Consider the following 20,806-nt stretch of genomic DNA (forward strand, 5'->3'; position numbering starts at 1 on the left):
GACCGGAACAGCTACAAGGCCACCATCAGCATCAACATCACCACCCCAGCCGACCCTTGACAGCCCAACCCACGCCCTAACTGAACGGCATTGGGGCTAGTCTCCGCACAAGGAGACCGCCATGTCCATGACCCGTGAGCCCATCGACGTCCGTGTCAGCGACGGCACCCTCCGGTTCGGCGACGTGCGCCTCCCGCTGCGCACCGTCCTCCTGGCGACGACCGCCGACCGCCGCCCGGACCGCAGGGTGATCGTGCGGACGTACGCGCTCACCGTGGCGAGGTGGCTGATCCCGGCGGCGATCGTCGCGGCCGTCGTCCCGGTGGCCGTCGAGCTGTTGATCAACGTGTGCGCCCTCGTCTGCTTCACGGTGAGCACCGCGCGCCTCGCCGGACACCTCAGGGTGCGACTCCACGAACTGGTGGTGGCGACCACCACCGGCATGTACCGGGTCCTCACCGGCACGGACGCGACGGCCGTCGCCGGGCTGGCGTTCCGGATCATGGACGCCGTTCGCGACCCGGTCGTGGAATTCCACGTGACCACGGAAAACGTCCGTCTTGTCGACGACGGTCCCGGCTCACCTCAGGAAAATCCCGCCAACTTGCCGTGACGCACGTACCGGTCATGGCAGTTCCCCCAGCCTCCCGCACCCCCGGTCAGACTCCCACGGAGGCGAACTGCGTCCGGTACAGCTCCTCGTACCTCCCCCCGGCGGCGAGCAACGACTCGTGCGTCCCCCGCTCCACCACGCGCCCGTCCTCGATCACGAGAATCAGGTCCGCGGCCCGCACGGTCGACAGCCGGTGCGCGATCACCAACGCCGTCCGCCCGTCCAGAGCCTCCGCGAGGGCCTCCTGAACCGCGGCCTCCGACGTCGAGTCCAGGTGCGCCGTCGCCTCGTCGAGGATCACCAACCGCGGCCGGGCCAACAACAACCGCGCGATCGTCAACCGTTGCCGCTCACCACCTGAGAGCCGATACCCCCGCTCCCCCACGATCGTGTCCAGCCCGTCCGGCAGCGACCGCACCAGCTCCGCCAGCCTGGCCCGCGACAGCACCTCCCACAGGTCGGCCTCGGACGCGCCGGGCGCGGCGAACAACAGGTTCGACCGCACCGACTCGTGGAACAGGTGCCCGTCCTGCGTCACCATCCCCAGCGCGTCCCGCAGCGACGCGAACGACACGTCCCGCACGTCCACACCGGACAGTCGGACCGCACCGGCGTCCACGTCGTACAGCCGCGGCACCAGCGACGCGATCGTCGACTTCCCCGCGCCCGACGACCCCACCAGTGCCACCAGCTGCCCGGGTAACGCCTGGAACGACACGTCGTGCAGCACCTCGACCCCGCCGCGCGCGTCGAGCTTCGCGACCTCCTCCAGCGACGCCAACGACACCGCGGACGCCGCCGGGTACGCGAACGACACGTGGTCGAACTCGACCGACACGGGCCCGTCCGGCACGGTGACCGCGTCCGGCTTCTCGTCGATCAGCGGCTTCAGGTCCAGCACCTCGAACACCCGCTCGAACGCCACCAGGGCGCTCATCACCTCCACCCGCGCGCTCGCCAGCGCGGTCAGCGGCGCGTACAACCTGGTCAGCAGGAACGCCAGCGACACCACCGCGCCCGGGTCGAGCGTGCCGGCGAACGCGAACCACCCGCCGACGCCGTACACGAGCGCCAACGCGAGCGCCGACGACAGCGTCAGCGCGGTCACGAACACCGTCTGCACCATCGCGGTCCGCACCCCGATGTCACGCACCCGCTTCGCCCGCACCGCGAACTCCGCCGACTCGTCGCCAGGCCGGCCGAACAGCTTCACCAGCGTCGCGCCCGGTGCGGAGAACCGCTCGGTCATCTGCGTGCTCATCACCGAGTTGTGGTTGGCGGCCTCGCGTTCCAGCCGGGCGAGCCGCGCGCCCATGCGCCGCGCGGGCACCACGAACACGGGTAACAGCAGCAGCGCGAACAGGGTGATCTGCCACGACACCCCGACCATCACGACCAGCGTCAGCACCAGCATCACGACGTTCGACAGCACCCCGGACAGGGTGTTGCTGAACGCGTTCTGCGCGCTGACCACGTCGTTGTTCAGCCGGGACACCAGCGCACCGGTGCGGGTGCGCATGAAGAACGCGATCGGCATCCGCTGCACGTGGTCGAACACGGCCATGCGCAGGTCGACGATCAGACCCTCACCGATCCGCGCCGACAGCCACCTGGCGACCAGCCCCAGCCCCGCCTCCGCGACGGCGATCACCGCGATCAGCACCGCGAGGACGACCACGAACCGCAGCGACGACCGCGCGACGATCGCGTCGACCACCCACCCGGCGAGCACAGGCGTCGCGACCGCCAGCACCGCGGTGACGACGGACAGCAGGAGGAACCACGCCAGGAGTCTTCGGTGCGGCCGCGCGAACCGCCCGATCCGGCGCAACGTCGCCATCGAGAACGGACGGCGGTCGTCCGTCGCGTTCATCGTGTTGTACAGCGACATCCACGCTGTGGTCTCCATGTCCATAACGACACCCTCGCACGGCCCACCGACAATTTTCGGAACCGGACGCTAAGGGCTCGACCATGGTCGAGGTCAAGGAAGACGCGGCACGCCGATCGGGTTCCCGTCGGGCAGCACCCCGGACTCCCACACGGCGGCCGCCGACGGCGTCAGCGCCGCGACCACCTCGTCGACCGGCAGCGCGTCGTGCCACGCGGCGGCGTCGGTCAGCTCCTCCACCGACGCGAGCACGTCGGCGCCGGTCATCGTCAGCCCGTCCGCGTCGAGGAGGTCCCGCTCGACGAGCGACTCCCGCGCCGCCGCCCACCGCTGCGGCGACCAGCCACGCGCGTTCCGCATGATCTCCGGATCGAGGCCCTTCGCCACGGTCTGCAGGTGCAGCGCGTCCAGTCCGGACAGGCCCGCGGTCACCAGTGCCGCCACGTGCCCGTCGCCGCGGTGCTCCCGCAGCGTGGTCGCCACCTGCCACAGCGCCGCGACCGGGTCGTCGGACAAAGCCAGCTCCGCGTTCGCCGCGCCCAGGGGCCGACCGGTCGGGTCCAGCGCCACCGGTGACAGCAGCGACACGGCGGCCGCGCACGCCCCGGCGTCCACCCCCATCGCCCGCAACACCTCGGCACACACCGAGGCACGCGTCGCGAGGCAGTCCGCCACGGACGCCCGCGTCCACGCCGACGGCAGCGACCTGGCCACCATCCCGGGCTCGAACCCGGCGAACGCGCCGACCACCGCCCCCGACCCGACCGCACCGAGCGGCGCGGCACGGAACGCGAAATAGGTGTCCCAGAAGCCCTTCAACCCGATCGCCTTGCCCGCGGCACGCACCTCGGGCGCGAAGTAGACGACGGCGTGGAGCGGCTCCACGACGGACCAGAGTTGGCGCGAAGGGTGCATACCGGCATTGTGTCACCCAATAGGATCACGGCCCTCCGACTCGTGATCAGGAGCGCAATTGAGCAGTCCGGGCTTCTTCTCGTCGTTCGAGAACACCGACCCGCCCCTGACCTGGATCGATGCCACCGACGTCGACCGCAGCGGCGCGCCGAGAGCCGAGGGCGCCACCATGAGCACCCGCGAGGGAAGAGGCCCGGGCAAGCCCGCCACCGCGAAACCCGGCGTCGGGTTCACCGGGCTGCGTGCCCTGCGCTACCAGGGCAGCCACAGCGCGCGCGGACCGGCACACGTCACCAACAAGCTGTTCCTGCTCGACCTGCGGATCGGCCCCGACACCGAGCTGACCTACGTGGTCCTCCCCGAGCCGCTCGGTGAGGACCTGCGGTTCCCCAGCACGTACGTGGCGCTGGACCTGGCCTTCTCCGACGGCACGTACCTGAGCGACCTCGGCGCGGTCGACCAGCTCGGGTTCCCGCTCACCGCGCACGGTCAGGGCGAGTCCAAGGCACTCACCCCGAACCAGTGGAACGCCCGGTCGGTCCGGCTCGGGCCGGTCGCCGAGGGCAAGGTGGCGGTCCGCGCGCTGCTCACCTACGACAACCCGAACGGCCCCGCCGACTTCGCCGGCTGGCTCGACGACATCGCCATCGCCGACCGCCCCCTCCCGTCGACGCGCCCCAGGCCGGTCGACCACGTGCTCACCACCCGCGGGACCGACTCGGCCAAGGGCTACTCGCGCGGCAACACGATCCCCGCCACGGCGGTGCCGCACGGCTTCACGTTCTGGACCCCGGTCACCGACGCGGGCGCCAAGGGCTGGCTGTACAGCTACCACCGCCACAACAACGACCGGAACCTGCCCGCGCTCGAGGCGATCTCCGCGAGCCACCTGCCGAGCCCGTGGATGGGTGACCGGCAGACGTTCCAGGTCCTGCCCTCCGCCGCGCCGAAACGGCCGAGCAGCCGCCGGAGCAGGCGCGCGCTGACCTTCCGGCACGGCAACGAGATCGCCCGCCCGCACCACTACAGCGTGCGGTTCACCAACGGCATCACCGCCGAGGTCGCGCCGACCGACCACGCCGCCCTGATGCGGTTCACGTTCCCCGGCGAGGACGCCAACCTGGTCTTCGACAACATCACCCGGCACGGCGCCGTCACCGTCGACCCGGTGGCCGGCACGCTCACCGGCTACTCGGACGTCCGAAGTGGACTGTCCGAGGGCGCGGGCAGGATGTTCGTCTACGCCACGTTCGACCGCACGATCGCCGCGACCGGGAAGCTCTGGCGCGGGTTCTCCCGGCGCGTCAGCGGTTACCTGACGTTCGAACCGGACATCACCGGCCCGACGGTCGTCACCATGCGGATCGCGACGTCGCTGATCAGCGTGGCGCAGGCCAAGAAGAACCTGTGGCTGGAGATCGCGGACGCCGACACGTTCGAGAGCGTGCGCGATCGCGCGGCGGAGCAGTGGGACGAGCTGCTGTCCCGTGTGGAGGTCGACGGCGCGACCGAGGACCAGCTCGTCACCCTGTACTCCAACCTGTACCGGCTCTACCTCTACCCCAACCGCGGCCACGAGAACACCGGCACCGACGAGGTCCCGTCGATCGCCTACGCGAGCCCGGTCGCCCCACCGGCCCGCGGGGACACGCCCGCGCACACGGGGAAGACCGTGCAGGCGGGCAAGGTCTACGTCAACAACGGTTTCTGGGACACCTACCGCACGGTGTGGCCCGCCTACGTCCTCCTCACCCCGAACCACGCGGGCGAGCTGATCGACGGGTTCGTGCAGCAGTACCGCGACGGCGGCTGGATCGCCCGCTGGTCCTCCCCCGGCTACGCGGACCTGATGACCGGCACCAGTTCCGACGTCGCGTTCGCCGACGCCTACCTCAAGGGCGTGCGGAACTTCGACGTCCAGGCCGCCTACGAGGCCGCGCTGCGCAACGCGACCGTCGCCCCGGACCGGCCGGGCGTGGGCCGCAAGGGCATCGACCGCTCGATCTTCCTCGGGTACACGCCCGCGAGCACCGAGTTCGGTCTGTCGTGGACACTCGAGGGCTGCCTCAACGACTTCGCGATCGCCGGACTCGCCCACGCTCTCGGCGACACCGAGAACCACGAGTACTTCCTCGACCGCGCACAGGGCTACGTGCACTCGTTCGACCCGAGCACCGGGTTCTTCCAGGGACGCAAGGACAACGGCCGGCTACGGCACACGCCGAACCAGTACGACCCGCGTTCGTGGGGCGGCGACTACGTGGAGACCAACGGCTGGAACACCGCGTTCAGCGTGCCCCACGACGGCGCGGGGCTCGCGGCCCTCATGGGCGGGCGGGCCGCGCTCGCCGCGAAGCTCGACGAGTTCTTCACCACGCAGGAGACGGGCCGCGCGCGGGGCGCGTACTGGAAGACGATCCACGAGATGACCGAGGCCCGGGACGTCCGCATGGGACAGTACGGGCACAGCAACCAGCCGTCGCACCACATCCCGTACATGTACACCTACGCGGGCGCCGCGTGGCAGACACAGGCGAAGGTCCGCGAGGTCCTGTCCCGGCTCTACGCGGGCAGCGAGATCGGACAGGGCTACCACGGCGACGAGGACAACGGCGAGATGTCCGCGTGGTGGCTGTTCAGCGCGCTCGGTCTCTACCCGCTGCGGGTCGGCAGCCCGGCGTACGTGATCGGGTCGCCGCTGTTCCGCCGTGCCGTGGTGCGCATGGACAACGGCAACGAGCTGGTGGTGAACGCGCCGGACAACAGCCGCGAGAACGTCTACGTGCAGAGCCTGTCGGTGAACGGCACGCCGTGGGACACGGTGTACGTGCCGCACTCGGTCATCGCCGAGGGTGCCGTGCTGGACTTCCGCATGGGCCCGAACCCGTCGCGGTGGGGTTGCGGTCCGGACGCGCTGCCGCCGTCGCTGACCCCGGCGGACGCGCTGCCGTCGACCATGCACGACATCACGTGCACGGTCGACGGCAGCGGCGAGGGCAGCGACGGCATCAACGTCGCGCCGCTGTTCGACGACAACAGCCGGACACAGGTCACGTTCCGCACGCCCACGCCGTGGCTGGCCTACCGGCTGCCCGGCGAGGGCGCGCTGGTGCGGTACTACACGCTGACGTCAGGCACCGGCGGCGACGACGCGCGGTCGTGGACCTTGCGCGGCTCCGACGACGGCGCGCACTGGACCGTGCTCGACGAGCGCACCGGTGAGGATTTCCGGTGGCGCCGCCAGACGCGCCCGTTCTCGGTGGCGAACCCCGGCACGTACCGGCAGTACCGGCTGGACATCACGGAAGGCTCCGGCGCGCCGACCGTGACGCTCGCGCAGGTGGAACTGCTGGCTCGCTGAGCGACACACGAACACCACTGAGGGGCGGCCCCCGAAACCGGGAACCGCCCCTCAGTGGTGAACCGGAGTCAGGCGCGACCGCTGCGGGACGCCTCGAACTGCTTGGCCGGACCGCCGAGCGCCATCACCAGCGTGATGATCGGCATGACCGCCAGCAGGATCGACACGATGCCGCCCTCGAACGCCACCAGCCAGATGAGGCACAGCAGGATCTGCAGACCCGCCGCGATGACCAGGATCTGGCCCGCGGTACCGCTCAGCGCCTTGACGCCACCCCAGATCAGCAGGCCGCCGCCGACGAGGCCGACGATGGCGAGGATCCACAGGCCCGCGAGGGCGCCCTCGTTGACTTCGACGCCACCGATCGACTCGGCGTCGTCGATCGCGCCGGAGATCGCACCGAGGCCGATCATCAGCACGATCGTGCAGATCAGCGTGAGACCGGCCTGCACGAACGCCAGCACGGCGGCGGTGGTGACGGTGCCGGGCCGCGGGATCGGCCCGCTGGAGTACTCCGGCGGCGCGGGCGGCATCGCGCCATAACCCTGGTTGGGGTCGCCGGGCTGCCCGTACGGCTGTGACATTTCGTATTACCCCTCTTCGGTCGCGGACCCTAGTGACCGCGACGTGACTGCAGGAACTGCGTCGTGCTGGCGCCCAGCGACATGACGAGGCTGATCGTCGGCATGATGGCGAAGAAGATAGCGATGCCGATGATGACGCCCTTACCGGCATCGATCACGTCGACCCCGCCGGACTCGATGGCGGCGACGCGGATGATCCAGAACAGGCAGATCGCCAGCTCGAGGCCGGCGCCCGCGACCATCAGCGCGCGGCTCTTGCCACCCATGATCTGCACGCCGCCCGCGATCAGCAGGGCGGCGCCCGCGACCTGCGCGATGATGAGCAGCCAGCCGATCGCGGCCTCGCTGCCCGCGCCGGTCGCGTCGCCACTGGCGGCGCCGGCGAGCATGAGGACCGTCGGGATCAGCGTGATGCCGGCCTGGACGTAGCCGAGGACGGCGGCGGCCGTGACGGTGCCCGGCCGCGGGATCGGCCCGGCGCTGTACTCGGCGGGCGCGGCGGGCATGTTGCCGCCGTACTGGTACGAGGGCGCGGGCTGGCCGTACGGGTTGCTCTGCGGATACCCCTGCGCGGGCTGACCGTAGGGCGGGCTCTGCGGGTAGCCCTGGGCCGGTTGCCCCTGGCCAGGCGTCTGTGGGTACCCCTGCGGGACCCCGCCCTGGGGGTATCCGCCCGAGGGGTCGGGCTGCTGGCCGTATGGCTGTGTCATTGCCACTCCTATGATGCCGCCGCAGCGGAGACGTAAGTGCACAGATACTGGCACAAACGCCGCTGATCACCCTGCGGTTTGACTCAGATCGTGACGCCTTTTCACCGACCGTGGCCGGCCGGGTCAGGATGTGGCGCCGGTGACCCCGCCCGGCACCGCGTCACCCGGACGAGGACCGTCCGGTTCGGCGGGTTGCGGCTTGGTCGGCACGATGCTGGCGAGCTCGCCGCCGTTGTCGTTCATCCGCAGCACGAAAGGCCTGGTCTCGGTGTACTGCACCACCGAGACCGACGCCGGGTTCACCACGATCCGCTGGAAGGTGTCGAGGTGCTGGCCGAGCGCGTCGGCGAGGACCGACTTGAGGACGTCACCGTGACTGCACAGCAGCCAGACGGCCTCGCTGCCGTGTGCGGCGGTTATGCGCGCGTCGTGCGCCCGGACCGCGGCGACCGCCCGCGTCTGCACCTGGGCAAGCCCTTCCCCGCCGGGGAACACGGCCGCGGACGGGTGCTGCTGCACCACCGACCACAGCTGCTCCTTGGCGAGGGTCTTCAACTCCCGGTTGGTCCACTCCCCATAGTCCACTTCGGACAGATCGGGTTCGGTGACCGGCGTGAGCCCCCGGGCCGCGGCCAGCGGGGCCACCGTCATCTCGCACCGCAGCAACGGCGAGCAGACGATCTCCGCGACCGGCACGTCGGCCAGGCGCGCCACGAGCGCGTCCGCCTGCTTGCGCCCGGTCTCGTCCAGTTCGATCCCGGGTGAGCGCCCGGCGAGGACGCCGGAGCCGTTGGCGGTCGAGCGGGCATGCCTGAGGAGTACGACGGTGGCCACGGCGCCAGGGTAGCCGGAACCGGTCCAGGGGCTTTCCGCTCAGGGGGCCGGGCCTGCGTCGGGCGCGAGCACGTCGAACCCGACGAGGACGAACAGCAGCACGCCCAGTGCGATCCGGTAGATCACGAACGGCAGGTAGCTGTGCGTGGAGATGTAGCGCATCAGCCACGCGATCACCGCGTACCCGACGAGGAACGCCACGACCGTGCCGAGGATCGTCGGCCCCCACGCCGGCGCGTCCGCGCCGCCGATGTCGGTCAGCTTGTACAGCCCGGACGAGAACACCGCGGGCACCGCGAGCAGGAACGCGTACTCCGTGGCCTGCGGCCGCCGGTAGCCGAGGAGGCGGCCCATGGTGACCGTGCCACCGGACCGCGACACGCCGGGGATCAGCGCGAGCGCCTGCGCGAACCCGTACGCGAGGCCGTGCGGGATCGTCAGGTGGTCGAGCGAGTACTTCTTCTGGCCGAGGTGGTCGGCGACGCCGAGCGCGATGCCGAACACGATCAGCGTGGTGGCGATGAGCCGCAGGTCACGGAACGCGTGCTCGATCGAGTCCTGGAACAGCAGGCCGAGCACCGCGATCGGGATCGTGCCGATGATCACCAGCCACGCCATGCGTGACTCCGGGTCGTCGCGCCAGGTCCGGGGCCTGCGCAACGACCGGAACCACGCGGCGAAGATCCGCCCGATCTTCTTGCGGAAGTAGATGATGACCGCGGTCTCGGTGCCGATCTGCGACACCGCGGTGAACGCGGCCCCCGGGTCGTCCCAGCCCGCGAAGGCCGCGCTGATCCGTAGGTGTGCACTCGACGAGATCGGCAGGAATTCGGTCAGTCCCTGGATGAGACCCAGAACGATGGCTTCGAGCCAGCTCAACTACCTACTCCCGCGAGATCCAGAGCTTCCACCGCGACGCGGAGGGCCGCGATGCTGTGCTCAAGATCTTGCAGTACCGGTGAGACGGTCAGTGTGGTGACCCCCGATTCGGCGAGGGCCTGCATCTTCTCGGCGATCCGCTCCTTGGGGCCGAGCAGCGCGGTGGAGTCGAGGAAGCCGAGCGGCACCTTCGCGGCGGCGCCCGCGTAGTCCTTCGCCAGGTACAGGTCCTGGATCTCGGCGGCCTCGGCCTCGTAGCCCATGCGGCACGCGAGGTTGTTGTAGAAGTTCTGCTCGCGGCTGCCCATGCCGCCCACGTACAGCGCGGCGTAGGGCCGGATCTGGTCGGCGGCGGTCCGCCAGTCGTCGCCGACGACGAGCGGCGACGTGGGCACGACGTCGAAGCCGTCCATGGTCTTGCCCGCCTTCTCGCGGCCCTTGCGGATCAGTTCGAGGGACTCCGGCCCGTACTCTGGCGAGTAGAAGATCGCGAGCCAGCCGTCGGCGATCTCGCCGGTCAGCTCGAGGTTCTTCGGGCCGATCGAGGCGAGGTAGATCGGGATCTCGGCGCGGTGCGGGGCCACGATGAGCTTGAGCGGCTTGCCGGGGCCGTCGGGCAGCGGCAGCGTGAAGTGCCTGCCGTCGAAGGTGACCCGTTCGCGGCGCAGCGCCTGCTTGACGATCGCGACGTACTCGCGGGTGCGGGCGAGCGGCTTGTCGAACTTCACGCCGTACCAGCCCTCGGACACCTGCGGGCCGGACACGCCGAGGCCGAGCCGGAAGCGGCCGCCGGACAGCGTGTCGAGCGTCGCGGCGGTCATGGCGGCCATCGTGGGCTGACGTGCGGGGATCTGGAGGATGGCGGAGCCGACGTCCATCCGTTCGGTCTGCGCGGCCACCCAGGACAGCACCGTCGGCGCGTCCGAGCCGTACGCCTCCGCGACCCACGCCACGGAGTAGCCGAGCCGGTCGGCCTCCTGGGCGAGCTTCAGGTTGTTCGCGTCGTTGCCCGCACCCCAGTAGCCCATGTTCAGTCCGAGTCGCATGGACGGACCATACCGTCAATTGGCGTCCCGCCAATTGTGATGTCGGTGAGTCTGCCAGCGAGTACGCCGACCTGCCCGTACTCTTCGCCCGGTGGAGCAACGACACCTCGGGCACAGCGGGCTGCGGGTGTCCAGGATCGGCCTGGGCACCATGACCTGGGGCCAGGACACCGACGCCGACGAGGCCGCGAGCCAGCTCGTGGCCTTCGCCGACCTCGGCGGGACGCTGGTGGACACCGCCGACGTCTACGCCGACGGCGAGGCCGAGCGGATCCTGGGCGGCTTACTCGACGACCTCGTGCCACGCGAGGACCTGGTGATCGCGACGAAGGCGGTGGCCCGGCGCGGCGACGGCCCGTTCGGCGGCGGCGCGTCGCGGGGCGCGCTCCTGTGGGCCCTGGAGGGATCGCTGCGCAGGCTGGGCGTGGACCACGTCGACCTGTGGCAGCTCCACGCGTGGGACACCGCGGTGCCGCTCGAGGAGACGCTGTCCGCGCTCGACGCGGCCGTGACCAGCGGCAAGGTCCGCTACGCCGGCGTGTCGAACTACAGCGGGTGGCGGCTGTCGACCGCCGCGACGCTGCAGCGGCACAAGCCGGCCGCGATCGTGAGCACGCAGATGGAGTACTCGCTGCTCGAACGCGGCATCGAGCGCGAGGTCGGGCCGGCCGCCGACTACCACGGCGTCGGGCTGCTCGCGTGGGCGCCGCTGGGCCGCGGCGTGCTCACCGGCAAGTACCGGGCCGCCACACCGGCCGACTCGCGCGGCGCGTCCGCGCACTTCGCGCCGTACGTCGACCACCACCGCAACGAGCGGGCGGCACGGATCGTGCAGGCCGTGGTGACGGCGGCGGACGGGCTCGCGACCTCTCCCCTGTCGGTGGCGCTGGCGTGGGTCCGCGACCGGCCCGGCGTGTGCTCGGCGATCGTCGGCGCACGGGACACCGGGCAGCTGCTCGGCTCGCTGGTGTCGGAGGAACTGACGCTGCCCGCCGCGATCCGCGCCGCGCTGGACGACGTCAGCGACGTCGAACTGAGTTACCCCGAGCACCACCTCACCTGACGCTCCGTCACCGGGCCGTTGCACAATTCACGCGAACCGGGCATCGTATGCAGTATGGAGTATGCAAAACTGTCGCGTCGCTCCCTGCTCGGTCTCGGTGCCGCTGTCGCCGCCGGGGCCGCCGCCGACGCGGCGTTCCCCGCGCATGCCGCTCCCCGCGCCCCCTCCGACCCCTGGCAGCGCCTCGTCACCGGCAACAGGAGGTTCGCCGCGGGCAGGCCACGCCACCCGCACCAGGCCCCGGCCCACCGCGAAAGCCTCGTCGACGCACAGCACCCCATCGCGTGCGTCCTGGGCTGCGCCGACTCCCGCGTACCCGCCGAGATCCTCTTCGATCAGGGACTCGGCGACCTGTTCACCGTGCGCGCGGTCGGCGAGGTGCTCGACGACGCGGTCGTCGGCAGCGTCGAGTACGCCGTCGAGCACCTGCACGTCCCGCTGGTCGTCGTCCTCGGGCACTCCGGCTGCGGCGCCGTCAAGGCCGCGATCGACCTGGTCGGCGGCACGAGCGAGGTGACCGGGTCGGTCGACACCGTCGCCCGCGCGATCGAGGCCACCGTCCGCGCGACCCCGCCGAACCCCGACGGGACGGCGTTCCTGGCCGCCTGTGTCCGCAACCAGACGATCAGGGTCGCCGACGAGCTGACACGCCGGTCACACACCGTGGCGGCGGTCCGCCCCCGCATTGTCACGGCCGTCTACGACCTGCGCAGCGGACTTGTCAAGGCCCACTGACTCACCCGCCCGGCACGACACCCCGGACAGGGGTTAGCGTCCAGTGCGCATTTAGGGGATGCTGGACAGATGTCCCGTCGGCGCGACACGGGTGCGCCGGTGAGACCCGGGGTCGTGTCGGAGGTCGATGTTGCGTCGCAGGGTTGCCGTGCTGCTGGTCGTGTGCGCGGCGGTGGGCTCGGGTTGTTCCTCCGGGCAACAGGGCGACGAGTTGATGGTGACCGACAACCCGGTGGCGGCGGTGGCCGCCGAGTCGCCCCCGGCGGCCACCAAGCCCGCGGGCGCGGTCACCGCGCTCGCGGACGACGTCACCGCCATGGCCTACGAGCCGGAGTCCGGCACGCTCGCCGTCGCGGGCAAGGACACCGTCCTGCTCTACCCGCTCGCCGACACGCTCGGTGAGCCCACCACGGTGCCGTTCGCGGCCGAGTCGCTCGCCGTCGACGGCGGCACCTTCCTCGCCGCGGGCGGAAACAAGGTGGTCCGCGTCACGGTCGACGGCGCCACCAGCGACGCGGGCTCGTTCCGCGGTGAACCGGTCAGCACCGCCGCCTTCGACGGGCGCACGCTCGTGGCCGTGCGGAACGAGCGCGCGGTCGCCGTCGTCGACGACGCCAAGGTCCAGCGGATGATCAGCGGCGACATGATGAGCGCCGACCAGGTGCTGTCGACCGGCAAGGGCGCGGTCGTCCTCGATCGGCTGCGCAACGCCGTGTTCGAACTCGACGTGCCGGGCGCGTCGATCTCCCAGGGCCTGCGAGCCGGCAAGGGCGCCACGAACGCCGTCACCGACCGGTTCGGCCGGGTGCTCGTGACCGACACGCGCGGCGGCGCACTGCTCGCGTTCTCCCTGGACCCGCTGCTCATGCGCCAGAACTACCCGGTGCCGGGTGCGCCCTACGCCATCGCCTACGACCGGGAACGAGACCTGGCGTGGGTGACGTTGACGGAAACGAACCAGGTCGTCGGCTACGAGGTGGCCGGTGAAGAACCGAAGGAGAAGTACCGGTTCCCCACGGTGTCCCAGCCCAACACCGTGGCGGTGGACCCCCGCACCGGGCGCGTGATGGTCGCGTCCGGCACAGGAGATGGGATTCAGGTGATTGCCATATGAGTTCAGAGGTGGTCGACGGGGACTGGGAGTACCGGCCGCTGCGCCTCCCGCCAGGGTTGTCGCGACGTGCAGCGGCCACGCAACTGTCCATCCACGCCGAGTTCGCAGGCTGGGAGCTGTCCAACGTACGGCTCTACTCGGACGGGAGCAGGCGGGTACTCCTGAAGCGCAAGCGAGCCCGCGGGCTCCTGCCGGGACTGAGCACCTAGCCCGCGGTCCCGTTCACTAACCGCCGTTCTGCGGCGGGAGGTTCTGGACGCCCTCCCACACCGCGCGCGCCCCGGCGTCGCCGACGCGGTAGACGTGGATGCCGGTGCCGACCGCGACCCCGACGGTCACCACCGCGAGCACGATCATGACCAGCGCGGGCGCCTTGCGCTGCTCCCCGGTCAGGGCCTCCTCAGCGCCACCGCCGCCGACCGCCACCTGCGCGGTCGTCTTCCGTTCCGCCCGGGTGTGCACGACCATCAACGCGCCGAGCGCGACCGTCAGGCCAAGCGCCCACCAGATCATCATGTCGGCGAGCCGTTCGTGTGCCTGCACCAGCGGGTTGGTGCCGACCCGGTTCGCGAGGTTCTCGCCGCTCGCGGTCGCGACGGGCACGAGCGCCGTGGCGACCGCCGACGCCGCGAACGCGAGCCACCCGAACCGCCGGCGCACGGCGGGCCACAACGCGCTCAGCACCGCCCCGAGCGGGGCGATCACGAGCAGCACCACCACGAAGTGCACGATCAGCGGGTGGAGCGGGAGACCGCCAATGAATTCGGGCACGTTACCTCCGTCTGTTGTCTCGACCGACCGCCTCAACCGACGTGTCCGACGGCTCGTTACGCGCCGCTACCCGGAATGGTTCACCGGGTGAGCGCCGCACGTACCTGGGCGACGATGCGGGGCAGGATCTCAGGGGCGGCCTCGAGGGGCAGCATGTGTCCCGCGCCCGGCACCGTCACCGGGTGCCCGCGCACCGTGTCGGCGAGCCTGCCCGCGTGCCCGACCGGCACGAGCCGGTCCTTCTCCCCCACCATCGCGATGATCGGCCGCGCGGCCACCACCTCCAGCGCCAGGTCCAGCACGTCCCGGTCCGGCGCGGGCCGGAACTGGGCGACGGTGTCGGGCCAGTGCTGGGACACCATCTCGGCGACCAGCCGCGCGTCGTCCGGGTCGGGGTCGTCGCCCAGCAACAGCCACCGCAACCCGATCGTGGTGGCCTTGTCGATGCGCCGGTGCACCTCGTCGACGAGGCGTGGTCCGAGGATCGCGTGCAGGTCCTGGACCAGCCTGCCCAGTGGCCGGGGCAGGGTCTCCGCGACCCAGCCGACACTGGTCGACAGGAACATCAGCGCCCCGACCCGCTGCTCGGTGAGCAGCCGGTGCCGTGCCGCCATCACCATGGCGACGTGCCCGCCCATCCCGTGCCCGACCACCACGACCGGCCCGCGGGGGACGGCACGCTCGACGACCTCGGCCATGTCGTCGGCGAGCTGCTCGAGCGTGGCCGTGGCGTCTTCCGCGGGCGAGGACTCCCCGTGCCCGCGGTGGTCGTAGGCGACGACCTGCACGGGCACGGTCGCGGGCAGCAAGGTGAGGATCTTGTGCCAGACCCGCCGGTCCTGTGCGTAGCTGTGCAGCAGGAGGACGGTGGCCGGCGCGTCGGGGTCACCGACGCGGACGAGGGCCAGTGAGGCCCCGTCCGCGAGGTGAAACCGCTCGGGGGTGGTCAACAGTTCTGGAGGAACCGATCGAGCACGCGCGTGCCGAACCGCACGGCGTCCACCGGCACCCGCTCGTCCACGCCGTGGAACAGGGCGGTGAAGTCCAGGTCGGCGGGCAGCCGCAGCGGCGCGAACCCGAAGCACCGGATACCCAGCGTGTGGATCGCCTTGGCGTCGGTGCCACCGGACAACACGTACGGAATGGTCCGAGCCCCCGGATCCTCCGCCTGCACGGCGGCGGTCATCGCGGCCACGAGATCCCCGTCGAAGGTCGTCTCGACGGCGGGCAGCCGAGAAACCCACTCCCGCTCCACGTCGGGCCCGAGAATCTCGTCCACCTCCCGTAGGAAGGCCTCCTCCCGCCCGGGCAGCACCCGGCAGTCCACCACGGCCTCAGCCACCGAAGGGATGACGTTGGCCTTGTACCCGGCGTTCAACATCGTCGGGTTGGCCGTGTCACGCAGAGTAGCCCCCACCACCCGAGCGAAGGGCCCCAGCTTGGCCACCGCCTCACTCGGGTCCTCAACGTCGAACGAGGCCCCGGTCAGGTCGGTGACGGACTCGAAGAACGCCCGCACGGAATCGGTCACGACCAGCGGAAACTCATGCGCCCCCAACCGCGCCACAGCGGCCGCGAGCTTCGTGACGGCGTTGTCGTCGTGCAACATCGACCCGTGGCCCGCCCGCCCCCGAACCCGAAGCCGCATCCAGGCGATCCCCTTCTCGGCGATCTCGATCGTGTAAGCCCGAACATCCTCCCCAAGAGTGACGGAGAAGCCCCCAACCTCACCCACAGCCTCGGTAACCCCGTCGAACAGATCCGGCCGATGCTCGACCAACCACTGCGATCCGTAGTGCCCCCCAGCCTCCTCATCAGCCAAAAAGGCGAAAACGAGGTCCCGAGGAGGGACGATCCCGTCCCGCTTGAAGCGCCGAGCAACAGCCAAGGTCATGGCGACCATGTCCTTCATGTCGACGGCCCCGCGCCCCCACACGTAGCCGTCCTGAACGGCCCCCGAGAAGGGGTGCACGGACCACTCGGTGGGGTCAGCGGGTACCACGTCGAGGTGCCCGTGGATCAGCAACGCCCCGCGCGAGGGGTCGGCCCCAGAAAGCCGAGCGAAGACGTTCCCCCGCCCAGGCGCCCCGGACTCGACGTAGGTGGTCTCGTACCCCACCTCCTCGAGCTTCGCCCGCACATACTCAGCGGCGGCCCGCTCCCCGACGGTCGTCTCCAGCTCCCCGGTGTTGCTCGTATCGATCCGGATCAGCTCGGACGTCAACTCCACGGCCTCGTCCTGGGCCAGCTCAATCAGCTCGGTCACGTGGGACTTCCTACCATTCCAGCCCCGGTGCAAGCCCATCGAAGGACGTCCGCTACGCTATGCGCACCACAGAGTCCGAGTGGCGGAATGGCAGACGCGCTAGCTTGAGGTGCTAGTGCCCGACAAGGGCGTGGGGGTTCAAGTCCCCCCTCGGACACAGGCATCTAGGAAATCCCCGGGCAGCAGCCAGTATTCTTCCTATCACGCTGCGCTCTTCTCTCGCGACCTCCCCGCGTTCGTTCCCGGGGGTGGTTGCCGTGGCTGACCGCAAGATCGCTCCGCTGATCCCGCCCAAGCTCACCTGCGGCGCGGGACATCAGCGGCTCGCCGCCCGCAACGCCCACCTCGACGTGGTCGACCTCCTCGCTCCACCTCTTACTGGTTCGCTCGTGTACGGCATGGTCAAGATCGACACCTCGGGTGCGGTGTCGAACCGGTCCACTGTCGACGCTCTCGGATGAACGACCGGCTGCACATCGCGCTATTTGGCGAGTCGGTAGTGGCCCACCGCGACAAGACCGGCGTGTTCGTGATGGGGCACCAAGCCCTACTTCGTGGTCCCTGCCGCTGTGCGGCACCGCAGCGGCCTGCGCTCCCGCGACCTCGTCCTGATGGCCGCCGACCCCAACCACGACGTCCTGGTCGTCCACCCCCTCGCGGCGCTGGACACGATGATCACCACCTACCACGCCACGCTCACCACGACCGGCACAGCAGACGGGCCGGGCGGTGGTCCGCGGTGACAACCAACCTCACGCCGCCAGGACCGGGCACGGCTGCCGACCGCGAGCTGATGGCGGCGGCCCGGATGATGCTCCAGCGCATGGGCGTCGACCCCGCCGACCTGATGACCGACCCCCGCCGACCGGCCACCGGTGCCCTCCTTCGACGCCTACATCCACGAAGTCGAGAAAGCCGTCTCCCCCGGCACCGCCAAAACCTGCGGCTCGTACTGGAACCGCATCCGCGCCAAGTGGGGACCGCGGACCCTGCTGGAACCGACCGCGACCGAGATCAAGCAGTTCGAGGAAGAGATCAAGGCCAACGCCGTCCAGCGCCGCAACTCACGCGGCGGCCGCGGGACCGCGGAGATCTCGGCCAGTTCCTGCCCGATGGTGACCAACTCGTCGCTCACCGACACACTGTTCACCGGTCGGGGTGGTCGCCGTTCACCGGCATCGTCGTGTCCACCGGCACAGTCTGCGCTGCTGGCACCGAGCACGTACAGGGGTCTTACAGACCGAACTGGTAGAAGGGCTGGAGCCAGGTGGAGGAGACGAGATCGTGCCGGGGGCGGCAGCGGCGGGAGCATGCCGGTGTTACTTGGCTGAACGCCGAAATCCGGCCTCGTACCCGGGTACGGCCGCCCCCGGCGTTGGTCTCCGTACCCGGTGGCACCCGGGAGAAACAGCCGCGCTCACAGCATCGGTCGACGTCGATCTGACGGCCAGGGAAAGCGGGGTCCCCCGATGAGCTCATGAACGCTGGGGAACGAGCAGGTACACCCTTCCCCGACGTGCTCGGACGGCGCGGAGGGATGTGCGGCATGTCGTCGACCAACCGGGGCCGCAATCCCGCTGCGCCGGCCGGGGCGGTGGAACCACGACCGGTGATGGTTCCTACCTGGCGCCGGTGATCGCGAGCAGCGCGATCGTGGTGTCGAGGTTCTGGGCGGTGGCGCTCGTCCGTGCGATGGCCTCGGCGTCTCGTGTCCCGGTGTCCGGTGGGATGACCAGGAGGGTGACCCGGGTGCCGGACGAGCCGCTCACGTCCACCGTGTTCGCACCCTGGTGGTGGAAGCCGCCGAGCTTCACCCTGCGCCCGTCGTTGTCGATGCGTCGGGCGGCGGGTGCCCATTCGGTGATGCGGTAGGCGACCCGTTCGATCGTGCCCAGCCTGTCGGTGAGGGCCGCCAGCAACGCGGGCAGTTCGTCGGAGAGGTCGCGGGTGCGGGGCCACCAGCCGCCGTCGACGTAGCCCGCGTGTCTCGTGGTGTCCGTGGAGGGCTTCATCCGCAGCCGCAACGACTGTTCGGCCGGTGTGGCCGCCGGGGTTCGGGTGGCTCTGGGTGCTGGCGACGTCATGTCGCGCTCCTGCCTCCGGCCGGTGAGCGGCCGGGTGGTGTCCGTCGAGGACGAAAGTGGTTGGCATGCCATCGACGATGTCGTTGGTGTTGCACCGAATGCCCTGCGGTGGATTCAGGCGGAGGCGCCTGCGGGTGTCTTGAGTTTGGCGGCGAGGCGTTCGGGTTTGGGCCAGCGGACCTTGGACACCCAGCCGAGCTTCTCGAAGAACCAGATCAGGCGGGCGGAGATGTCGAGTTGGCCGCGGCGCACGCCGTGGCGGGCGCAGGTGGGGTCGGCGTGGTGGGAGTTGTGCCAGGACTCGCCCATCGAAGCGATGGCCAGCGGCCAGAAGTTGGCGGACTTGTCCCGTGCCTCGAACGGCCGGTCGCCGATCATGTGGCAGATGGAGTTGACCGACCAGGTGACGTGGTGCAGCAGCGCGACCCGGACCAGGCTGGCCCAGAAGAACGCGGTCAGCGCACCCCACCAGGACATCGTGATCAGTCCGCCGAGCACGGCGGGGGCGAGCAGGGTGACGACGGTGAGCACCGGGAAGAGCCGGTCGACGCGCTGGATGTCGCGGTCGGCGAGGAGGTCCGGGGCGAAGCGGACGGCGTTGGTCTTCTCGCGTTCGAACATCCACCCCATGTGCGCGTGCCAGAACCCCTTGGCCAGTGCGACCGGCCCGGTGCCGAACAGCCACGGCGAGTGCGGGTCACCCTCCTTGTCGGCGTAGGCGTGGTGGCGGCGGTGGTCGGCCACCCAGCCCACGACCGGCCCCTGCATCGCCATGCTGCCCACCACGGCCAGCGCGAGCCGCAGGCCACGGCGGGCCTTGAACGCGCCGTGCGTGAAGTACCGGTGGAAACCGACCGTCACCCCCAGGCAGGTGGCCGTGTAGAAGAACGCGGCGAGGCCGATGTCGACCCAGCCAAGTCCCCAGCCCCAGGCGAACGGCACCGCCGCGATCAGGGCGAGGAGCGGCACGATCGCGAACAGCTTCACCAGCGCGAGCTGCCCTCGGGACTTCTCACCGGCCAGCATCGGCTCGGGCCCGGCCCGTCTGTCCGTGCCGGGCTGCTGCAGAGTGGTGGTCACGAGATCATTACCTCCCGGTAGACCGGATGTCGGTGGCCCACCAGGACCACGTGCGATTGCTATAAGGCTTGACGGCGGAGAAGGCCTTCAAACGCCGAGTTGTCACGCGGCACGGACGGCGACGGCGCGCAGGACACGCTGGTGGTGTTCCAGGGTGAAGGTCACGACAGCGCCCTCTTCGAGCACACCGGTGGAATCCGCGACGTGCGAGTGGTGGACGAGAACGTCAGCGCCGCCGACGTCACGGGAGACGAAGCCCGCGCGAGAGATCAAGCCGAAACCCGTTCGAGGGTCGAACCGCTTCACGATTCCATGTGCCAAGAGGTGTGCTCCTTCAGGGGTGTTACGAGTACCGCGGGTACGCGGCACCAGCCGACTCGATATGGCGGCCTTCTCCAACTCACCCTGAGATGTGGAGTCCACGCCCGAAAAAGTTCTCCGCGAGCGTGGAAACACGAACACACAAAACTGACGACTACCCCTGACAACGGGCTTGAACCAGTATTTGTTCCCGGCCATCAGGCACGATCTCGTCGATACGGTCCAGGACGTCATCGGACAGCGTGACATCGGACGCGGTCGGCGCGACGGTGCCTGCCGCGCCCGAGCGCGTCGCGAACGTAGGGCACCCCGCCTTCGCCGTGTCTTGTCGACGACGTCGTGGTGGTCGCGCCACGGCCTCGATGCACCACCGCTGTCACAGCTCGCCCTGTCCCCCCGACCCGCGGCTGGGTGATTGCGCGTATGGTCGGGGTATCCGGACTGCAGGCACCCGCGTTGAGATGCCAGTTTCCCGGCCTTATGCGCCGACGCGGCGTGGCAGGGAGTGCATGTGCGACCATTGAAGGCCGTCATCCGCC

At 70.3% G+C, this 20,806-nt stretch carries 22 protein-coding genes and 1 tRNA gene; 9 read left to right on the top strand and 14 right to left on the bottom strand.

What is annotated here, in order from left to right; translation table 11 throughout:
- Positions 1–121 precede the first annotated feature (121 nt).
- Positions 122–613: a hypothetical protein gene (locus ACIBVP_RS44980; protein WP_396112707.1), complete on the top strand. Its 492-nt coding sequence runs from the start codon at positions 122–124 to the stop codon at positions 611–613.
- Between the two features lie 46 nt (positions 614–659).
- Here the strand turns inward: ACIBVP_RS44980 and ACIBVP_RS44985 are convergent, their stop codons facing one another.
- Together ACIBVP_RS44985 and ACIBVP_RS44990 are read right to left on the bottom strand one after the other, a co-directional pair.
- Positions 660–2,504, bottom strand: coding sequence for an ABC transporter ATP-binding protein (locus ACIBVP_RS44985; protein WP_396112735.1), 1,845 nt, complete (start codon positions 2,502–2,504; stop codon positions 660–662).
- Between the two features lie 93 nt (positions 2,505–2,597).
- Positions 2,598–3,419, bottom strand: coding sequence for a hypothetical protein (locus ACIBVP_RS44990; protein WP_396112708.1), 822 nt, complete (start codon positions 3,417–3,419; stop codon positions 2,598–2,600).
- Positions 3,420–3,588: 169 nt separating this feature from the next.
- Here ACIBVP_RS44990 and ACIBVP_RS44995 point away from each other — a divergent pair, with 169 nt between their 5' ends.
- Positions 3,589–6,780 (top strand): GH92 family glycosyl hydrolase, encoded by a 3,192-nt coding sequence (locus ACIBVP_RS44995; protein ID WP_396112736.1) that lies wholly within the window; start codon positions 3,589–3,591, stop codon positions 6,778–6,780.
- 68 nt (positions 6,781–6,848) lie between these two features.
- Here the strand turns inward: ACIBVP_RS44995 and ACIBVP_RS45000 are convergent, their stop codons facing one another.
- The 5 genes from ACIBVP_RS45000 to ACIBVP_RS45020 all read right to left on the bottom strand — a co-directional run bounded on the left by ACIBVP_RS45000 (position 6,849) and on the right by ACIBVP_RS45020 (position 10,833).
- Positions 6,849–7,364 carry a hypothetical protein gene (locus ACIBVP_RS45000; RefSeq protein ID WP_396112709.1) on the bottom strand — a complete coding sequence of 172 codons (516 nt, stop codon included), beginning with the start codon at positions 7,362–7,364 and terminating at the stop codon, positions 6,849–6,851.
- Positions 7,365–7,393: 29 nt separating this feature from the next.
- Positions 7,394–8,074 (bottom strand): hypothetical protein, encoded by a 681-nt coding sequence (locus tag ACIBVP_RS45005; RefSeq protein ID WP_396112710.1) that lies wholly within the window; start codon positions 8,072–8,074, stop codon positions 7,394–7,396.
- Positions 8,075–8,197: 123 nt separating this feature from the next.
- Entirely contained in the window at positions 8,198–8,908 is a 711-nt protein-coding gene (locus ACIBVP_RS45010; protein WP_396112711.1) for a histidine phosphatase family protein, read from the bottom strand.
- 39 nt (positions 8,909–8,947) lie between these two features.
- Positions 8,948–9,787: an undecaprenyl-diphosphate phosphatase gene (locus ACIBVP_RS45015; RefSeq protein ID WP_396112712.1), complete on the bottom strand. Its 840-nt coding sequence runs from the start codon at positions 9,785–9,787 to the stop codon at positions 8,948–8,950.
- Entirely contained in the window at positions 9,784–10,833 is a 1,050-nt protein-coding gene (locus ACIBVP_RS45020; RefSeq protein WP_396112713.1) for an LLM class F420-dependent oxidoreductase, read from the bottom strand. The genes ACIBVP_RS45015 and ACIBVP_RS45020 overlap by 4 nt, the downstream gene beginning before the upstream one ends.
- A 91-nt stretch (positions 10,834–10,924) precedes the next feature.
- Here ACIBVP_RS45020 and ACIBVP_RS45025 point away from each other — a divergent pair, with 91 nt between their 5' ends.
- The 4 genes from ACIBVP_RS45025 to ACIBVP_RS45040 all read left to right on the top strand — a co-directional run bounded on the left by ACIBVP_RS45025 (position 10,925) and on the right by ACIBVP_RS45040 (position 13,954).
- Positions 10,925–11,896 carry an aldo/keto reductase gene (locus ACIBVP_RS45025; protein WP_396112714.1) on the top strand — a complete coding sequence of 324 codons (972 nt, stop codon included), beginning with the start codon at positions 10,925–10,927 and terminating at the stop codon, positions 11,894–11,896.
- Positions 11,897–11,950: 54 nt separating this feature from the next.
- The gene (locus ACIBVP_RS45030) at positions 11,951–12,631 is read left to right on the top strand and encodes a carbonic anhydrase (protein ID WP_396112715.1); all 681 of its coding nucleotides are present in this window, start codon (positions 11,951–11,953) and stop codon (positions 12,629–12,631) included.
- A gap of 127 nt (positions 12,632–12,758) precedes the next feature.
- Positions 12,759–13,745, top strand: a complete 987-nt coding sequence (locus ACIBVP_RS45035) for a YncE family protein (RefSeq protein ID WP_396112716.1) — start codon at positions 12,759–12,761, stop codon at positions 13,743–13,745.
- Positions 13,742–13,954 (top strand): DUF5703 family protein, encoded by a 213-nt coding sequence (locus tag ACIBVP_RS45040; protein ID WP_396112717.1) that lies wholly within the window; start codon positions 13,742–13,744, stop codon positions 13,952–13,954. The genes ACIBVP_RS45035 and ACIBVP_RS45040 overlap by 4 nt, the downstream gene beginning before the upstream one ends.
- Positions 13,955–13,970: 16 nt before the next feature.
- On the opposite strand, the gene ACIBVP_RS45045 is transcribed toward ACIBVP_RS45040, so the two are convergent.
- From ACIBVP_RS45045 to ACIBVP_RS45055, 3 genes are all read right to left on the bottom strand, one after another.
- The gene (locus ACIBVP_RS45045) at positions 13,971–14,516 is read right to left on the bottom strand and encodes a DUF2231 domain-containing protein (protein ID WP_396112718.1); all 546 of its coding nucleotides are present in this window, start codon (positions 14,514–14,516) and stop codon (positions 13,971–13,973) included.
- Positions 14,517–14,596: 80 nt separating this feature from the next.
- Entirely contained in the window at positions 14,597–15,466 is an 870-nt protein-coding gene (locus ACIBVP_RS45050; RefSeq protein WP_396112719.1) for an alpha/beta fold hydrolase, read from the bottom strand.
- Positions 15,463–16,782 (bottom strand): M20/M25/M40 family metallo-hydrolase, encoded by a 1,320-nt coding sequence (locus tag ACIBVP_RS45055; protein ID WP_396112720.1) that lies wholly within the window; start codon positions 16,780–16,782, stop codon positions 15,463–15,465. The genes ACIBVP_RS45050 and ACIBVP_RS45055 overlap by 4 nt, the downstream gene beginning before the upstream one ends.
- A 73-nt stretch (positions 16,783–16,855) precedes the next feature.
- Between ACIBVP_RS45055 and ACIBVP_RS45060 the strand changes: the two genes are divergently transcribed.
- From ACIBVP_RS45060 to ACIBVP_RS45070, 3 genes are all read left to right on the top strand, one after another.
- Positions 16,856–16,939 (top strand) — tRNA-Leu (locus ACIBVP_RS45060).
- 100 nt (positions 16,940–17,039) lie between these two features.
- Positions 17,040–17,243, top strand: coding sequence for a hypothetical protein (locus ACIBVP_RS45065; RefSeq protein WP_396112721.1), 204 nt, complete (start codon positions 17,040–17,042; stop codon positions 17,241–17,243).
- A 108-nt stretch (positions 17,244–17,351) separates the two neighbouring features.
- Positions 17,352–17,525, top strand: a complete 174-nt coding sequence (locus ACIBVP_RS45070) for a hypothetical protein (protein ID WP_396112722.1) — start codon at positions 17,352–17,354, stop codon at positions 17,523–17,525.
- Between the two features lie 149 nt (positions 17,526–17,674).
- Here ACIBVP_RS45070 and ACIBVP_RS45075 read toward each other — a convergent pair whose 3' ends face one another.
- From ACIBVP_RS45075 to ACIBVP_RS45090, 4 genes are all read right to left on the bottom strand, one after another.
- Complete coding sequence (locus ACIBVP_RS45075) at positions 17,675–17,917, bottom strand: hypothetical protein (RefSeq protein ID WP_396112723.1); 243 nt, start codon at positions 17,915–17,917, stop codon at positions 17,675–17,677.
- 484 nt (positions 17,918–18,401) lie between these two features.
- Complete coding sequence (locus ACIBVP_RS45080; RefSeq protein WP_396112724.1) at positions 18,402–18,866, bottom strand: DUF5994 family protein; 465 nt, start codon at positions 18,864–18,866, stop codon at positions 18,402–18,404.
- A gap of 114 nt (positions 18,867–18,980) precedes the next feature.
- Positions 18,981–19,892, bottom strand: a complete 912-nt coding sequence (locus ACIBVP_RS45085; protein ID WP_396112737.1) for an acyl-CoA desaturase — start codon at positions 19,890–19,892, stop codon at positions 18,981–18,983.
- A gap of 156 nt (positions 19,893–20,048) precedes the next feature.
- Positions 20,049–20,801 (bottom strand): cold-shock protein, encoded by a 753-nt coding sequence (locus ACIBVP_RS45090; protein WP_396112725.1) that lies wholly within the window; start codon positions 20,799–20,801, stop codon positions 20,049–20,051.
- Between the last annotated feature and the right edge of the window lie 5 nt (positions 20,802–20,806).

Source organism: Actinophytocola sp. NPDC049390 (genome assembly GCF_044466355.1).
In the GTDB taxonomy this organism is placed as follows: Bacteria; Actinomycetota; Actinomycetes; order Mycobacteriales; family Pseudonocardiaceae; genus Actinophytocola.

What these genes read in the sequence shown, in the direction of transcription:
- ACIBVP_RS44980 (WP_396112707.1), top strand. Translation starts at nt 122, where the DNA reads ATGTCCATGACCCGTGAGCCCATCGACGTCCGTGTCAGCGACGGCACC.
- ACIBVP_RS44985 (WP_396112735.1), bottom strand. Translation starts at nt 2,504, where the DNA reads ATGTCGCTGTACAACACGATGAACGCGACGGACGACCGCCGTCCGTTC.
- ACIBVP_RS44990 (WP_396112708.1), bottom strand. Translation starts at nt 3,419, where the DNA reads ATGCACCCTTCGCGCCAACTCTGGTCCGTCGTGGAGCCGCTCCACGCC.
- ACIBVP_RS44995 (WP_396112736.1), top strand. Translation starts at nt 3,589, where the DNA reads ATGAGCACCCGCGAGGGAAGAGGCCCGGGCAAGCCCGCCACCGCGAAA.
- ACIBVP_RS45000 (WP_396112709.1), bottom strand. Translation starts at nt 7,364, where the DNA reads ATGTCACAGCCGTACGGGCAGCCCGGCGACCCCAACCAGGGTTATGGC.
- ACIBVP_RS45005 (WP_396112710.1), bottom strand. Translation starts at nt 8,074, where the DNA reads ATGACACAGCCATACGGCCAGCAGCCCGACCCCTCGGGCGGATACCCC.
- ACIBVP_RS45020 (WP_396112713.1), bottom strand. Translation starts at nt 10,833, where the DNA reads ATGCGACTCGGACTGAACATGGGCTACTGGGGTGCGGGCAACGACGCG.
- ACIBVP_RS45030 (WP_396112715.1), top strand. Translation starts at nt 11,951, where the DNA reads ATGGAGTATGCAAAACTGTCGCGTCGCTCCCTGCTCGGTCTCGGTGCC.
- ACIBVP_RS45035 (WP_396112716.1), top strand. Translation starts at nt 12,759, where the DNA reads ATGTTGCGTCGCAGGGTTGCCGTGCTGCTGGTCGTGTGCGCGGCGGTG.
- ACIBVP_RS45040 (WP_396112717.1), top strand. Translation starts at nt 13,742, where the DNA reads ATGAGTTCAGAGGTGGTCGACGGGGACTGGGAGTACCGGCCGCTGCGC.
- ACIBVP_RS45080 (WP_396112724.1), bottom strand. Translation starts at nt 18,866, where the DNA reads ATGACGTCGCCAGCACCCAGAGCCACCCGAACCCCGGCGGCCACACCG.
- ACIBVP_RS45085 (WP_396112737.1), bottom strand. Translation starts at nt 19,892, where the DNA reads ATGCTGGCCGGTGAGAAGTCCCGAGGGCAGCTCGCGCTGGTGAAGCTG.
- ACIBVP_RS45090 (WP_396112725.1), bottom strand. Translation starts at nt 20,801, where the DNA reads ATGACGGCCTTCAATGGTCGCACATGCACTCCCTGCCACGCCGCGTCG.